Here is a 14,498-nt window from a genome sequence, read left to right on the forward strand (position 1 = left end):
TTTGAAACGGAAGTCTACTCATGCTCGAACGCAACACACTGGTTCCGGAACTGATGGTCAGCGACCTGCAAGCCAGCCTGGCATTCTGGGTGGCTTGCCTGGGATTCAATATCGCCTACCAACGCGCCGAAGATGGCTTTGCCTACCTCGACCTGAATGGCGCGCAAGTGATGCTTGAACAGGTTGATCCGAGCGCCGAGCAGTGGTTGACTGCAGCGCTGAGCAAGCCGTTTGGGCGGGGCATCAACCTGCAGATCGACGTGGTGGCAGTTGCTCCCATCCTCAACAATCTGGAGCAGGCAGGGTTCGGCCTTTTCCGTGCCTGCAAGGACACCTGGTATCGGGCTGACAGTGTCGAGGTCGGCCAGCGCGAATTCATCGTCCAGGACCCGGATGGCTATCTCGTCCGATTGGTTGAACGCCTGGGCGAACGAACCATTTGTCCTGGCTGAGACACCGCTCGACGATCACCCCAACTTCAAGGAGCGTTATCCGCCATGGAAGCCACCATCATTTACCGAATCGCCACGGCGCAAGATGCACTGACGATGTGTGAGTTGGGCCAACTGCTCAATTCGGTGCACCACGACGCCCGCCCCGACATCTACGCAGCCGCCACTGAAGACTATTCCCGTGACTTACCGCACTGGTCCGGTATTTTCGAGAAACCCGGTCAAGTGGCGTTTCTCGCCACTGTCGATGGTCAAGCCGCCGCGTTCATTACCGCCAACCTGTCGGCCAGCGCCGGGCCGCTGATGCAGCCGCAGAATGTCGTGCGCATTGGCTCGGTGTGTGTCGCCGAGCCGTTCTGGGGCAAAGGCATCGGTCGCGGGCTGATGCAACGCGTCAAGGACTGGGCCATCGAACACGACGCCCAGGATTTGCGGCTGACAGTCTGGCCGTTCAACGAACGCGCCATACGGATTTACGCGGAGTTCGGCTTCGAGCAGCGCGCCATCGAGATGGGCCTGCGCTTGTCATGACCCGCAGAAGCCGAATCGTGTGGGTCATCCTCGGACTGCTTGTCTTCTACGCCGGACTCTGGGGCATGTCCCAATGGTGGGATGATCGAGATTGGCACCACGACAGCTGACTGCTCGTTCAATCGGCAAGGCGTGCAGGTGGCACAATCACTGATTGGCAGCTCGGCGCTGGCCTCCCGTGCAGCCCTTCCCTACCGGACATTGAAACAATGGATCGACGCGAATCTTCCCCCGCCACCGACTGGGTCATCCGCAATGCCCAACCCGGTCAGGTAGAGCGAATCGAGGCCTGGTTCGGTGGGCATGGCTATGACCCGCACCGGCACGACACCTACTCCATCGGCCGCACGCTGGCGGGGGTGCAAAGCTTTCATTACAAGGGCTCGCTGCGTCACGGCGTACCCGGCAACACGCTGATCCTGCACCCCGATGAACTGCACGACGGCAGCGCCGGCACAGCGGCGGGCTTTCGCTATCGCATGGCCTACATCGATCCGGCCCTGATTCAACAGGTCCTCGGCGGCGAGCCACTGCCCTACATTGCCGGCGGTTTGTCGAGCGATCCGCGCCTGTACCGGGCCAGCGCAACGTTTGTCCAGGCCATGGACCATCCGCTCGACGCGCTGGAAGAACAGGACGCGCTGTTTGATCTGGCCACCGCCATGAGAGCCGTCGCCGGCAAACCGCGCGGGCGCAAACTGCTGGACTACCGGGCGGCCGAGCGGGCCCGGGAATTCATCCTGGCGCACCTCGACCTGGGGATTACCCTGGAGATGCTTGAACACGCCAGCGGCCGCGAGCGCTGGAGCCTGTCGCGCGACTTCCGGGTGCTGTTTGGCACCAGCCCCTATCGATTCGTGACCCTGCGCCGTCTGGATCAAGTCCGCGCCCTGGCGCTCGACGGCTTCAGCCTGGTCGACGCCGCACTGGCCGCAGGCTTCCATGATCAAAGCCACATGACCCGCCACTTCACCCGCTGTTACGGCGTATCGCCATCGCGCTGGCTGGAGCGCATGCGCGCGCACCGTCCACTTGCAGGATCGTACAAGCCACGCAACCCACCCCTTCGCTAGGCTGACGATTCCCGACTCTTAGAGGATTCGTCATGCACACCACCCCCGCCACCCCCGACCTGCAACCCGTCAACCTGGCGCACAAAGCCGCGCTGATCGATCGACAGTGGAGCCCGCGCGTCGTCGCCGAAATGAACGACTACCAGTTCAAAGTCGTGCGCATCGAAGGTGAATTCATCTGGCACACCCACGCCGACACCGACGAGGCGTTTCTGGTGATCGAGGGCACGCTGCGCATTGACCTGCGCGAAGGCTGTGTCTACGTAAAACCGGGCGAGCTGTATGTCGTGCCGCGTGGCGTTGAGCACCGCACGGCCGCCGAAGGTGAGGCCCGCGTGATGATGATCGAGCCTCGGGGTGTGTTGAACACGGGCGATGAGGGGGGCGAACGCACCGCCGATAATGACGTGTGGATCTGACAGCCCTGTCGGAATTCGCGCAGGCGTCTACGCTCATTCCACCGCCCCCCGCCCTGGAACCATCGACATGACGCGCCCACTGCTTGCCGCTCTCACCTTGCTCGCCCTGAGCCTGCCGGCCCACGCCGACGTGACGCCCTTCCCCGCGACCTTCCACACGCAGGAGATCAAGGCCGACGGGGCGACGATGCATGTGCGTGTCGGCGGCAAAGGCCCGGCCGTGGTGCTGTTGCATGGTTTTGGCGATACCGGTGATATGTGGGCGCCGCTCGCGGCGGATCTGGCGCGTGATCACACGGTGGTGGTGCCCGATCTACGCGGCATGGGGTTGTCGTCGATCCCGCAAGACGGTTACGACAAGAAGACTCAGGCGGCGGACATTCGCGCCGTTTTGGCGGCGCTGAAGATCGAACATTCGGTGGTCATCGGCCATGACATCGGCACCATGGTCGCCTTCGCCTATGCAGCGCGCTATCCGCAGCTCACCGATCGGCTGGTGGTGATGGATGCGCCCGTTCCCGGCATCACGCCGTGGAACGACATTGTTCGCTCGCCGATGCTCTGGCATTTCGATTTCGGCGGTGCGGACATGGAGCGTCTGGTGGCCGGACGCGAGCGGATTTACCTCGACCGTTTCTGGAACGAGTTCGCCGGCACCCCCGCTAAAATCGACGAAGGCACTCGCCAACACTACGCCAGACTCTATGCCCGGCCAGGTGCCATGCATGCAGCGTTTGCGCAGTTCCGCAGCATCCGCCAGGACGCCATCGACAACGCACCTGTGCTGCAGCAAAAACTGCCCATGCCGGTGCTGGCCATCGGCGGTGAGAAGTCCTTCGGCAATAACCAAGCGATCGTGATGCGCAACGCTGCGGACAACGTCACGGAGGTGGTGATTCCGGCAGCGGGACACTGGCTGATGGAGGAAGCGCCGGCGCCGACGATCAAGGCCGTTCGAGACTTTATCGCGATGTGAGGATTTGCCGTTGCCGCGCCCCGCGCCATGCGTCAGGATTCCACTCTTTTGATCGCAAGGAGCTAACGTGGAGCGTCTATTCGTTTATGGAACCCTGGGCCCGGGGCGGCCGAATGAGCATGTCATGCAGAACGTCGGTGGCACCTGGCAGCCGGCCTCGCTCAGAGGTCGACTGACGCAGGCGGGCTGGGGCGCCGAGATGGGCTTTCCGGGGCTGGTAATTGCGGATGATGGCGACGTAATCGAGGGTTTCGTATTTTCATCGCAGAACTTCCCTGCCCATTGGGCCGACCTCGACGCGTTTGAAGGCGCCGAGTACCAGCGGGTTGTGACCGCCGTGACGCTGGCCGACGGCACGCTGATCGAAGCCAACGTGTACGCCTTGCGCTGATCAATATTCGCCATCGCCGCCTAGCCACTGCACCGATTCACGCTTACCATAGCCACAACTCGTATTACCGCGGCTGCTGAACCCGGTATTCACGAGGAAATGACCATGAACAGAACCCGCGCCTGGCGACGTCAGCAGGCCCGTAAACACGGCAATGGCAAAGCGGCCGATCCGCTGAAGTTCAAGCCGCCCAAGAACTGGAAGCTGATGTACACCCGTGGCGACAAGTTGATCAGGGCACGCCAACTCGGCATGAGCTACCCCATTCGCTCCACTCGCCAATTGTTGGATCAAGCGTGACCAATCTTCTGTTTGTCTGCAGCCGCAACCAGTGGCGCAGCCCCACGGCAGAGGCCATCTGGCGCCGCCGTGAGGGCTTCAATGCCCGCTCCGCCGGCACAAGCCCGAACGCACGCAAAACGATCGGCCCGGCGGATATTCGCTGGGCCGATTTCATCTTCGTCATGGAACGCAAACACCTCAATCGCCTGCAGGCCGAATACGCCCGTCTGCTTGAGCACAAGCGCATCTACTCGCTGGACATCCCCGACGATTACCCGTTCATGGACCCGGCGCTGGTGGACCTGCTCGAAGACACCGTCAAGCCCTACCTCAACCCGTAGGCTTCATGCGCAAATCGCAGCCTTAATTCAACAATTTCAAACCGAGCAGAACCCATGAATCGTCAAAAAAAGCTGAAGCAGTTGTTCAAGGAAAAGGCCAAAAAGGCCAGCGCCAAACTGGCACCGAAAAAACCTAAATACATCAGCAAGGCTGACCGGGCGAAACAGGCGACTGAAGAAACGCCCGAGTCGCAGGATTCTGCGCAGAGCTGATCCCCCCTGCTGCGTCATACCGGGCGGACTTCAGCCATCCGCTCAGCCCGCTGGTAAGGACTTTTCGGCGCCTGCCAGCCCCGCATAATTTTTATGCCCGCAAAGCATTGCACGCGCAGGCTTTGCCCCACCGCTTATATTCCGCAATCGAATAAAGCGCATATTTTTAAGTATTTTATTTCTCCAACCACACGCCGCTATATCTGCGCCTCCGATCCGGCACCTCGCTGGAATTTGCAGGAGCATCCGCGTGATTCGAACGACGTCGTCAAGCACAATCTCCCTCGCCACAGCGGCGCTTTCCCTCGCTGCCGTCCTGGTCAGCAGTGCCGTCATGGCCGATGCGGTCAAGGAAATCCGTATCGCCGTGCCGGACATCAGCGCGGGCCCGACGCCCAGCGGCGCCGGGATTGTCGATGTGCTGCGCGATCGCCAGGCACTGGAAAAGGAGTTTGAGAAAGACGGCATCAAGGTCCGCTGGGACTTCTTCAAAGGCGCGGGGCCGGCGATTAACGAAGCACTGGCCAACAATCAGGAAGACTTCGCGTACCTCGGCGATTTGCCGGCGATCATCGGCAAGGCCGGTGGCCTCGACACGCGCCTGCTCAGTGCAACCGCGCGTGACGTCAAACTCTACCTCGCGGTGCAGCCCGGCTCGGGCATCACCACACTCGAAGCACTGAAAGGCAAACGCGTGGCGATCTTTCGCGGGACTGCCACGCAGCTTTCGTTTGCCTCGGCACTGGCGCATCAGGGCTTGAAAGAAAGCGACTACAAAGTGGTCAACCTCGATTACAACGCCGCCAACGCGGCACTGGCCGCCAAGCAGATTGACGCCACCTGGTCCGGCGCCGGGGTGATTGCGCTGAAGGCGCGCGGCCTCGCCGAGCTGCCGCTGACCACCGTCGACCTTGATGGCGCCGGTAGCATGCAAGCCGTGCTGTTGGGGCGTGGCGCTTTCGTCGATGCGCACCCGGAACTGGTCGCGCGCCTGATCAAGGCGCAACAACCCGCCATCACCTGGTTGCGCAACGACGAGCATAAACAGGACTACATCAACCTCGTTTCCAAGCTCGCCAGCTTCCCGGCAGACATCCTCACCACCGATGCCAAAGATCAATCGCTGGTGAAAATTTTCGCCCCGCAACTCGACGCACCCTTCCTCGACAACTTGCAGCGCAGCGTCGATCTGGCGCTCAACGCGAAGCTGATCCGCAAAGGGTTCGACGTGAAGAGCTGGGCCGAACCGCGCTTCATCGAGGCCGCATTGCAACAGACCGACACCGCTTCGCAAACCCCACAAGCCAGCCGCTAAAACAAGGAATGCCCATGACCACCCTGTTCATTTTTCCCGGTGCCTGCTCGTTCGCCGCCCATGTCGTGATTCACGAACTGCAACTGCCGATCAGCGTCGAGCGCGTGACCTTCGGCGACCCGAACTCGCCGTATCGCCAGATCAACCCGACCGGTCGCGTGCCGGCGCTGTTGCTGGATAACCAGACGCTCCTCACCGAGAACACCGCAATCATGCCGTACCTCGCCGATCTCAAACCCGGCACACAATTGTTCGCCCCGGCAGGTTCGGTCGAGCGCGCGCAGATTCAGGGCTGGCTCGGTTACGTCGCGACCGAAGTACACGTCGCCGCGTTTCGCCCGATCAATCGGCCCGAGCGTTACAGCGCCGATGAAACAGCATTCCCCGGCATTCGCCAGCGAGCACTGGAACAGCTGACCAACGCACTGAAGCCGATCGAAGCACGACTGGCGCAGACCGAGTATCTGGTCGGCGATCGTTTCACCGTGGCGGACGCCTACCTCGGCGTGTTCCTCGGCTGGAGCGCGCGCGTCGGTGTGCTCAACGATTTCCCTGCGCTGCAAGCTGCGCTCGGTCGCTTCCGCGCCCGAGAATCGGTGGTGCACACACTGAGCGCCGAAGGCCTCGCCTGAGTCACCCCGAGGACGGATAACCGAGCACGCCGGAGAATCACCATGCCAAGCACCGATACCATTGCCACCTGGGCCCAAGTCATCGCCCGCACGCTGGAAGCACGGGGCATCGACGCCGCCCCGTTGCTGCACGAGGCCGGTATCAGTCGCTGTCATCTGCATGACCCCGATCAGCGCATCGCCCTCCCCGCCATGAGTGCGTTCTGGCGGGCGGCGCGGCGTATCAGTGCTGACGAATGCTTCGGCCTGCAAGTGGCGCAGTACAGTTATCCGACCGACTTTCACGGGTTGTTTTTCGCCGCGCAAAGCAGCTCGACGGTGATTGAAGCGTTGCAACGGGGCGTGCGTTACGCCCCGGTGATCACCACGTCGGCGGCAATGAGCCTGGTGCGCGGGCCGCACACCACGCGCATGGTTTACGGCGTGGCCGACGGCGCGGAAGTGGAGCAAATCGCCACCGAAGCGTCGATTGCCTGCGCGGTGCGCTTCACCCGGCAAACCTGGGTGGATCTGCCCATCGTGGACGGTGTGCGATTGGCGCGCCCTGCTCCAGAAGATCCGCAGCGCTGGACGCGTTTGCTCGGTTGCCCGATCCGCTTCGACGCCGGCGAAAACGCCATTGAGTACAGCAACCGCTGGCTGGATGCACCGCTGAACACAGCCAATCACGCCGTGGCTCAGGGACTCGACGGCGTGCTCAACGACTATCTCGAACGGCAACGACGCCTGAATCTGCCAGAACGGGTTCGCGCGGCGATTATCCGTTACCTGCCGTTAGGCGAGGTTCAGCAAAGTCGGGTTGCCGATGAACTCGGCATGAGCGTACGCAATCTGCATCGGCACTTGCTCAAGCACGACAGCAGCTTCAAGACGTTGCTCGACGATTGCCGGCGGCAACTGGCGTTCAGTTACCTGCGCCAGACCGACTGTTCAATCAACGAAGTCTGCTACCGATTGGGCTTCAATGAGCCGAGCAGTTTCAATCGCGCGTTCCGTCGCTGGACCGGCGCAAGTCCCGGTAAATGGCGCCGTGATGATCTGCCGTTGCAACCTCAACGTTACGTGCCACGGCCCACTGTTTTCGCGGCTGAGCGAGCACTGTCGATCGCGGTTTGAGTCACTTGTCTGCGGCGGACCACAGGTTGTCCGCGCAGGCCCCTTTTCTCTCCTTCACACGCTCTAGCATGGCACGCCTACCGAGCCCGACCGATAGCGTCGCGCGGCAATAAAAGGAGCTCTGCGTCCATGCTTTTACGTTATTCGGCCACCACGGCCCATCGCCTCAAGCCCCTGAGCTTTTCCTTATGGCTGGCGCTGCCCGGTGTCCTCTGTTCGACCCAGAGCTTCGCCGCTGAAGAAAGTGAATCGTCTGCAGCGACGTCAGCTCAGGCCGACAACTTGGCGCCCAGGCTTGAACAGGTCACCGTGACCGCACGCCGTCGCGAAGAACAGTCGCAAGACGTGCCGACGCCGATCACCACCCTCAGCGGCGCCAACCTGGAAAGCCAGCGCATCTACAAGATTCAGGATCTGCAACAGGCCTTGCCCAGCGTCAACGTCGCCTATGTTCACGCCCGTGTTTCCAGCCTTGCGGTACGCGGCATTGGTAACAACCCGGCCAGCGATGGCCTCGAAGGCAGTGCCGGGATTTATCTGGACAACGTTTATCTAGGTCGCCCCGGCATGGCCGCGTTTGACATGCTCGATGTCGAGCAACTGGAACTGCTGCGCGGGCCGCAAGGCACGTTGTTCGGCAAAAACACCACGGCCGGCGTGCTCAACATCACCACCCGTGGCCCGACGTTCACCCCCGAGCGCAGCCTCGAAGTGTCGGGCGGGCAGGACGGCTACTTTCAGGGCAAAGGCACGGTCTCCGGGCCGCTGACCGATACCCTCGCCGGGCGCTTGTCGTTCTATCGCACACGCGATGACGGCTATCTGAACAATCACCATGACGACCGAACGCTGCTCGGCGGTGAGCGCGAAGGCCTGCGCGGGCAATTGCTGTTCAAACCCAACGACGATTTCAGCCTGCGCTGGATCAACGAATACAACAGCGAAAACTCCAGCAGCGGCAGCAGCGTGATTTACGGCGCGGGGCCCGTGTTTTGGCGCCGCGCGGCACTCGTTGGCGCGAATCCGCAGGTGGGCGAAAGCAACATCGACGGCCGGCAGAACGTCAGCGTGCACCAGAATGCGAGTTCCGTTGAAGCCAACTGGAACCTTGCCGGCGGCTATACGTTGACCTCGATCAGCGCTTACCGCAGCTGGCACTTCAACCCGGCCAACGATGCCGACCAGCTCGAAGTCCCGGTGATCAACGACTTCGGCTACGAAGTCCACGACCGTCAGTTCTCCCAAGAGGTGCGTCTGGCTTCGCCTAAAGGCGAGTTCTTTGATTACGTGGTTGGCGCCTACGCGTTCAAGCAAGACCTCGGCAACCGCATCTTCACCAATCTCGGGCCGCTGGCGGACCTCAACCTGATCGGTACCAATCTCAATGCGCTGAACAACGTCAACAGCAAGGTCAACGGCAAGATCGACACCGAGAGCTACGCGCTGTTCGCCCAAGGCACCTGGCACATGACGCAGCGCCTGGATTTCAGCGCCGGCATACGCGGCACCTACGAAGAAAAAGAAGCCAACGTGAAGCGCTTCGCCCCCATCGGCGGTGGTACGCCGGTCGTCATTCCGGGGGTGGTCGATGGCAACGCCGTGCGCGCCAGCCAGGTCGGCGCCTACGACACCGGTGACCTGCACCTGTACAACGCGGCGCCATCGTTTCTGGCCAGCTTGAGCTACCACTTCAGCGACGATGTGTTGGGCTACACCTCGCTGTCCCACGGTGAGAAATCCGGCGGCGTCAACCTTGCGGTCGGCTCGGCGCCGAGCGCTGGCGCAGAGTCGTTATTGGTCGGCCCGGAGCGGGCGAACGATGCAGAACTGGGGATCAAAAGCCAGTTGTTCGACCAGCGCTTGCAGCTCAACGCGAACCTGTTCTGGACCGGCGTGAACGGCTATCAAGCCACCACTTACTACCAGCCGCCCGGTTCATTGACCGGTTACCAGTTGCTGACCAACGCCGGCACCGTGCGCTCGCGCGGCGTCGAGTTCGAAGCGACCACCGTACCGGTGCGCGGCCTGACGTTGAACGTCAACGGCTCGTTCAACGACGTCACTTACCTGTCATTCAAAGACGCGCCCTGCCCTTCGGAAAATCCAGGGCAAACCAATTGCGACCTCAGCGGCCAGCGTGTGGCCGGCGCCTCGCGCTGGATCGGCAACGTCAACGGTGAATACAAATGGCCGCGCATCGATGGCATTGAACCCTACGCCACCGGCAGCTACGCCTATCGCTCGGCCAGCGAAGGCACCCTCGACAACTCTGATCTGGCGAAGATCGACGGTTACGGCCTCGCCAACTTCTCGCTGGGCGCGCGCGTCGACTACGGCGACGGGTTGCTGGACGCCTCGCTGTGGGTGAAAAACGCCTTCGATCGCGAGTATTACCTGGCCGTTGGCAGTGGTTCCAACGGTCTTTACACCGCCTCGCCAGGCCAGCCGCGCACTGCCGGCGTGACCTTGCGCTATGACTTCTGAGGACACTATGACAACAGCAAAAATGAGCCTGGGCGCGTTTCTCATGAGCAGCGGCCACCACCTTGCCGCTTGGCGCCATCCGCGTGCCTGGGCTGGCGGCGGACTGGATTTCCAGCACTTCAAAAAACTCGCCACCACCGCCGAACGCGGCAAGTTCGATGCGATATTTTTCGCCGACAACCTGGCCTTGATGGGCTCGCCGGAACTGGGCCAGTTCACCACCGCTGGCGATGTCTTCGATCCACTGGTGCTGCTCTCGGGGCTGGCAGCGGTGACCGAGCGCATCGGTCTGGTGTCGACGGTTTCTACCAGCTACAACGAACCCTATTTACTGGCGCGCAAGTTCGCCTCCCTCGACCACCTGAGTGGCGGGCGCAGTGGCTGGAATCTGGTGACCTCGGCGACCGATCTGGAAGCGCTGAATTTTGGCCGCGAGAAGCATTTCGAGCATGGTGATCGTTATCAGCGCGCCGAAGAGTTCATCGATGTGGTGACCGGGCTGTGGGACAGTTTTGAAGACGATGCCTTCGTCCGCGACAAAACCAGTGGCGTGTTTTTCCAGCCGGACAAACTGCATGTGCTCAATCACCACGGCGAAACCTACCGGGTGCGCGGGCCACTGAACATTCCGCGCACGCCGCAGGGTTACCCGGTGCTGATTCAGGCGGGCTCCTCGGAACCTGGCAAGGCACTCGCCGCGCGCACCGCCGAAGTGGTGTTCACCGCGCAACAAACACTCAGCAATGCCCAGGCCTTTTATGCCGACGTCAAAGGTCGCCTGGCCGGCTATGGGCGCCGCCCTGATCAGTTGAAAGTCATGCCGGGGATTTCACCGGTAATCGGCCGCACTCAAAGCGAGGCGGAAGATAAATACCAACAGCTACAGGATCTGGTCGAGCCGCGTGTCGGGCTGGCGATGCTCGCGGGCATGGCCGGTGGTTTCGACCTGTCCGAATATGATCTGGACGGCCCGTTGCCGGAGCTGCCGCCGAGCAATTCGATGCAGAGCCGTCAGGCGTTGTTCATCGATCTGGCGCGCCGGGAAAACCTGACGATTCGCCAGTTGTACCTGAAAGTTGCCGGTGCGCGCGGCCATCACACTGTGATCGGCACGCCGAAAACCATCGCCGACACCCTTGAAGAATGGTTCGTCGGCCAGGCTGCCGACGGCTTCAACATCATGCCGCCGTTCCTGCCGGAAGGTCTGGATGACTTCGTCGACGGCGTGGTGCCTTTACTGCAGCAGCGCGGGCTGTTCCGCGAGGAATACAGCGGCAGCACCTTGCGCGATCATTTGGGCCTGGAACGGCCGGGTAATCGCTACCGGCGCTGACCCGAAACGCGGCGCCATCACAACGGCAACGGACGATCCTGCACCACCCGTTTCATCACCAGCGTTGAGGTCAGGCGCTGGACATTCGGCAGCGTCGAGAGACTGTCGTCGTACAGGCGCTGGAACGCCGGCAAATCCTCAGTGATGACGTGCAGCAAGTAATCCGGCTCACCGAACAATCGTTGCGCATCGACCACTTGGGGGATGTCGACCAGCGCCGTCTCAAACGCCTCGACCGCTTGCCGGTCGCCTTCGCGCAGGGTGACAAAAACCATGGCGGAGAAGTTGAGGCCGAGCGCTGCCGGGTCCAGTTGCGCACGATAACCCAGCAACACCCCCGACTCTTCCAGCGCCCGCACACGGCGATGGCACGGCGAGAGACTCAAGCCCACTCGGTCAGCCAGTTCGGTGACCGACAGGCGTCCATCCTTTTGCAGCTCAGCAAGAATCTTCCGATCAATTCTATCCACGCAGTAAAACCTTCCAATCAGCAGCGTCTTTACGACCATCTTCGAGAGAAGATTCTAGCGGACTTTCATTATTCTTCCTGTATCCAAAAATCTGTTTCAGGACGCAATGATGAAAAAAACAACCTGCTATCCACCGTCTAGGGTGACGTCATGAGCCTCAGTGTGTTCGCCGCGTTCTGGGCGGTGTCGATCCTGTTCGTCATCACGCCGGGCGCCGATTGGGCTTACGCGATCTCCGCCGGCCTGAAGCATCGCGTGGTCTTGCCCGCCGTCGCCGGGCTGTTATCCGGCCACTTGCTCGCAACCCTGATCGTCACCGCTGGCGTCGGCACCTTGGTCGCCAGGCATCCGCTGGCCTTGTCCGCGCTCACCGTGGCCGGCGCCGGCTACCTGCTCTGGCTGGGCGCCAACCTGCTTGCCCGCCCTGCCGCGCCACACGCCGACGAGGGTCAGGCAAGCGATTCGTGGGCCCGTTGGGCCTTCAAGGGCTTGTGCGTCAGCGGACTCAATCCGAAAGTCTTTCTGCTGTTTCTCGCGCTGTTGCCACTGTTCACCGATACCGCTGCGCCGTGGCCCGTGCCGCTGCAAATGATTGCCCTCGGCCTGGTGCACACCATCAGTTGTGGCGTGGTGTATTTGCTGGTCGGTTTCGGTTCGCAAGTCGTTCTTCGGGCACGTCCTGCCGCTGCGCGTTGGGTCTGTCGGTTGTCTGGCTTGATCATGATTGTCATTGCGCTGGTGTTGCTGATCGGACAGTGGCGTGTCTGATCTATTCTCTGTCCACTGCCCACTGGAATCTTCCATGAAAAGCCCAAGAGAACGCGCTGCCGAAGGCCTCAACGTCGGGGACCGCTTCACCGTGGTTCGCTGCTTTTGCGCAGACGATATCCTGCAATTTTCGCAGATCTCCCGGGACTACAACCCGGTTCACTGCGACGCGGATTACGCACAACTGCGCGGATTCAAATCGCCCATCGCCCACGGGCTTTTGACGGCCAGTCTGATCACGCAAATCGGTGGGCAGATCGGCTGGCTGGCAACCGGCATGAGTTTCGAATTCAAACGCCCGGTGTACCCCGGCGAGCAGATAACCTGCGATTGGCTCATTACTCACATTGATGAACGCGGTCATGCGAAAGCCGAAGTCAGCGTTATCAACGCAGACGGCATCCTCGTGCTGAAAGCAACGACAACCGGCGTGCTACCCGGTGAACGGGAGCGTGAACGTTTGAAGCGCATGATCGCTGAGGGAGATCTTTCCAACGGGGCGCGGTGATGACTCGCTGTGTTTAGGGAAGGTCGCTACGCTCATAACGCTTCGCGACTGCCCGACTTTAATTCAACGCGGCTCATGAATCGGACAGCCATTGTGTTCCCCGCGAAATCCGGCAGACATTTCATAGGCGGGTTTGCGCACGCGCATGACTCCACCTAACGGCCGATGAGCCGCGAGACCCTGCCATGGACTGAACGCCATGCCATCGTCAATCTCCTGAATGTTTTCGCGACTCCACGCGGTTTGTGGCTCGACCTCGATTCGCGCCACGGTGATATAAGGACTGAGCGCCTCCGGCCACTCGACCGAGGCATCCTCGATGGGCATTTTTTCGAGGTCGGTGGCGAGTTGCACTTGCATCTCCCAGATTCCGGAGTGCTGATCAAAATAGGCCTTTACAGCTTCTCGCAGACCATCGGGATTGTCGCCAAAATCCACGTGCTGATGAGTCAATTCTGTCAGCGAGGGTGCCACCGGCAAAACGGCCACTTTTGCGTAGTAAGGGCCATAAAGCACCGGTACGACGGTGCTGAAACTCTCGCCAAGGATATGCGTTTGCGGGTGGCCGCCCAGACTCTTCAACGTACCACTTTCGCCGCCGACGGCTTCAATTGTTGCCTCCACACCACGAAGCAATGCAGAAAAAGCCTTCTTTAAACCCGGCGCCTTGTCCGTGGTTTTCGCCAACAGCTTGAGTGACTTGAGAAATGCCTTGGGGGTGGCGGACGTGAAGGCTTTGGCGTTGATCATCACAAAATCCTGAGTCACCGCTCCTTCGCTGCCCGGCAAACGAGGGCCTTCGACTCCAATGATCTTTAGCGCCAACCCTCTTGGGGTCGACACCTTGTCATCGAGGATGTCACCGGGATTGGTCGAGAAACGCAGAACCACCGGTAATGTCCCTGGCGTGGCGAATGCCCCTTGGGCCAGTGCGGCGGGCAAGTTGTCGAGCACGGTAATGCGCCCTCGCAGCAGGCCATGAGCCTTGGCATGGACGCTGCGAGTGGCGTGTGCATTGTCCTTGAACGTGGTCTCTGAAATGGCGTGCAGCGCTTTGACCAGCTCTTCGCTGGTCTGGGCTTCGTCGTCGGCAATCTGCTCGAAGGACGGCTCGAACGGCAACGGCCTGGAAGTAGCGCTGATTACTGGAAGGTCATTCATTTGGGTAACTCCGCTCGGTGAGCCAGCGTCCAC

The 14,498-nt window shown here is 61.1% G+C and carries 18 protein-coding genes; 16 read left to right on the forward strand and 2 right to left on the reverse strand.

The genetic code is table 11. From position 1 onward, the window contains the following. Positions 1-20 precede the first annotated feature (20 nt). The 14 genes from PMI37_RS23290 (at position 21) to PMI37_RS23350 (ending at position 11,558) form a co-directional block, all read left to right on the forward strand. On the forward strand, positions 21-452 hold the full coding sequence (locus PMI37_RS23290) for a bleomycin resistance protein (protein WP_008085605.1): 432 nt from the start codon (positions 21-23) through the stop codon (positions 450-452). A 45-nt stretch (positions 453-497) separates the two neighbouring features. Further along, positions 498-983 (forward strand): GNAT family N-acetyltransferase, encoded by a 486-nt coding sequence (locus PMI37_RS23295; RefSeq protein ID WP_008085607.1) that lies wholly within the window; start codon positions 498-500, stop codon positions 981-983. A 209-nt stretch (positions 984-1,192) separates the two neighbouring features. Continuing rightward, complete coding sequence (locus PMI37_RS23300) at positions 1,193-2,056, forward strand: AraC family transcriptional regulator (protein WP_008085608.1); 864 nt, start codon at positions 1,193-1,195, stop codon at positions 2,054-2,056. 32 nt (positions 2,057-2,088) lie between these two features. Beyond that, positions 2,089-2,475, forward strand: coding sequence for a cupin domain-containing protein (locus PMI37_RS23305; protein ID WP_008085609.1), 387 nt, complete (start codon positions 2,089-2,091; stop codon positions 2,473-2,475). 67 nt (positions 2,476-2,542) lie between these two features. After that, positions 2,543-3,451: an alpha/beta fold hydrolase gene (locus PMI37_RS23310; RefSeq protein WP_008085611.1), complete on the forward strand. Its 909-nt coding sequence runs from the start codon at positions 2,543-2,545 to the stop codon at positions 3,449-3,451. Between the two features lie 67 nt (positions 3,452-3,518). Next, the gene (locus tag PMI37_RS23315; protein WP_008085613.1) at positions 3,519-3,842 is read left to right on the forward strand and encodes a gamma-glutamylcyclotransferase family protein; all 324 of its coding nucleotides are present in this window, start codon (positions 3,519-3,521) and stop codon (positions 3,840-3,842) included. Between the two features lie 105 nt (positions 3,843-3,947). After that, on the forward strand, positions 3,948-4,142 hold the full coding sequence (locus tag PMI37_RS23320; RefSeq protein WP_008085616.1) for a hypothetical protein: 195 nt from the start codon (positions 3,948-3,950) through the stop codon (positions 4,140-4,142). Beyond that, a complete protein-coding gene (locus PMI37_RS23325; protein ID WP_008085617.1) occupies positions 4,139-4,465 on the forward strand; it encodes a low molecular weight protein tyrosine phosphatase family protein in 327 nt (108 codons plus the stop codon). The genes PMI37_RS23320 and PMI37_RS23325 overlap by 4 nt, the downstream gene beginning before the upstream one ends. Positions 4,466-4,519: 54 nt before the next feature. Then, positions 4,520-4,678 (forward strand): DUF2986 domain-containing protein, encoded by a 159-nt coding sequence (locus PMI37_RS31465; RefSeq protein WP_008085620.1) that lies wholly within the window; start codon positions 4,520-4,522, stop codon positions 4,676-4,678. Between the two features lie 334 nt (positions 4,679-5,012). After that, entirely contained in the window at positions 5,013-5,993 is a 981-nt protein-coding gene (locus PMI37_RS23330; protein WP_157173112.1) for an ABC transporter substrate-binding protein, read from the forward strand. Positions 5,994-6,007: 14 nt separating this feature from the next. After that, the gene (locus PMI37_RS23335) at positions 6,008-6,625 is read left to right on the forward strand and encodes a glutathione S-transferase C-terminal domain-containing protein (RefSeq protein WP_008085624.1); all 618 of its coding nucleotides are present in this window, start codon (positions 6,008-6,010) and stop codon (positions 6,623-6,625) included. A 42-nt stretch (positions 6,626-6,667) separates the two neighbouring features. Further along, the gene (locus PMI37_RS23340) at positions 6,668-7,741 is read left to right on the forward strand and encodes an AraC family transcriptional regulator (RefSeq protein WP_008085626.1); all 1,074 of its coding nucleotides are present in this window, start codon (positions 6,668-6,670) and stop codon (positions 7,739-7,741) included. A gap of 129 nt (positions 7,742-7,870) precedes the next feature. Further along, complete coding sequence (locus PMI37_RS23345; RefSeq protein ID WP_008085628.1) at positions 7,871-10,225, forward strand: TonB-dependent receptor; 2,355 nt, start codon at positions 7,871-7,873, stop codon at positions 10,223-10,225. Between the two features lie 7 nt (positions 10,226-10,232). Further along, the gene (locus PMI37_RS23350; protein ID WP_008085630.1) at positions 10,233-11,558 is read left to right on the forward strand and encodes an LLM class flavin-dependent oxidoreductase; all 1,326 of its coding nucleotides are present in this window, start codon (positions 10,233-10,235) and stop codon (positions 11,556-11,558) included. 17 nt (positions 11,559-11,575) lie between these two features. On the opposite strand, the gene PMI37_RS23355 is transcribed toward PMI37_RS23350, so the two are convergent. Further along, a complete protein-coding gene (locus PMI37_RS23355) occupies positions 11,576-12,028 on the reverse strand; it encodes an Lrp/AsnC family transcriptional regulator (protein WP_045123253.1) in 453 nt (150 codons plus the stop codon). 150 nt (positions 12,029-12,178) lie between these two features. On the opposite strand from PMI37_RS23355, the gene PMI37_RS23360 reads away from it, so the two are divergent. Both PMI37_RS23360 and PMI37_RS23365 read left to right on the forward strand, forming a co-directional pair. Continuing rightward, the gene (locus tag PMI37_RS23360; RefSeq protein ID WP_008085633.1) at positions 12,179-12,796 is read left to right on the forward strand and encodes a LysE family translocator; all 618 of its coding nucleotides are present in this window, start codon (positions 12,179-12,181) and stop codon (positions 12,794-12,796) included. 34 nt (positions 12,797-12,830) lie between these two features. Next, positions 12,831-13,304, forward strand: coding sequence for a MaoC family dehydratase (locus PMI37_RS23365; RefSeq protein WP_008085635.1), 474 nt, complete (start codon positions 12,831-12,833; stop codon positions 13,302-13,304). Positions 13,305-13,367: 63 nt separating this feature from the next. On the opposite strand, the gene PMI37_RS23370 is transcribed toward PMI37_RS23365, so the two are convergent. Beyond that, on the reverse strand, positions 13,368-14,465 hold the full coding sequence (locus PMI37_RS23370) for a catalase family protein (protein ID WP_008085637.1): 1,098 nt from the start codon (positions 14,463-14,465) through the stop codon (positions 13,368-13,370). Between the last annotated feature and the right edge of the window lie 33 nt (positions 14,466-14,498).

This window comes from Pseudomonas sp. GM80, from assembly GCF_000282515.1.
GTDB lineage: Bacteria > Pseudomonadota > Gammaproteobacteria > Pseudomonadales > Pseudomonadaceae > Aquipseudomonas.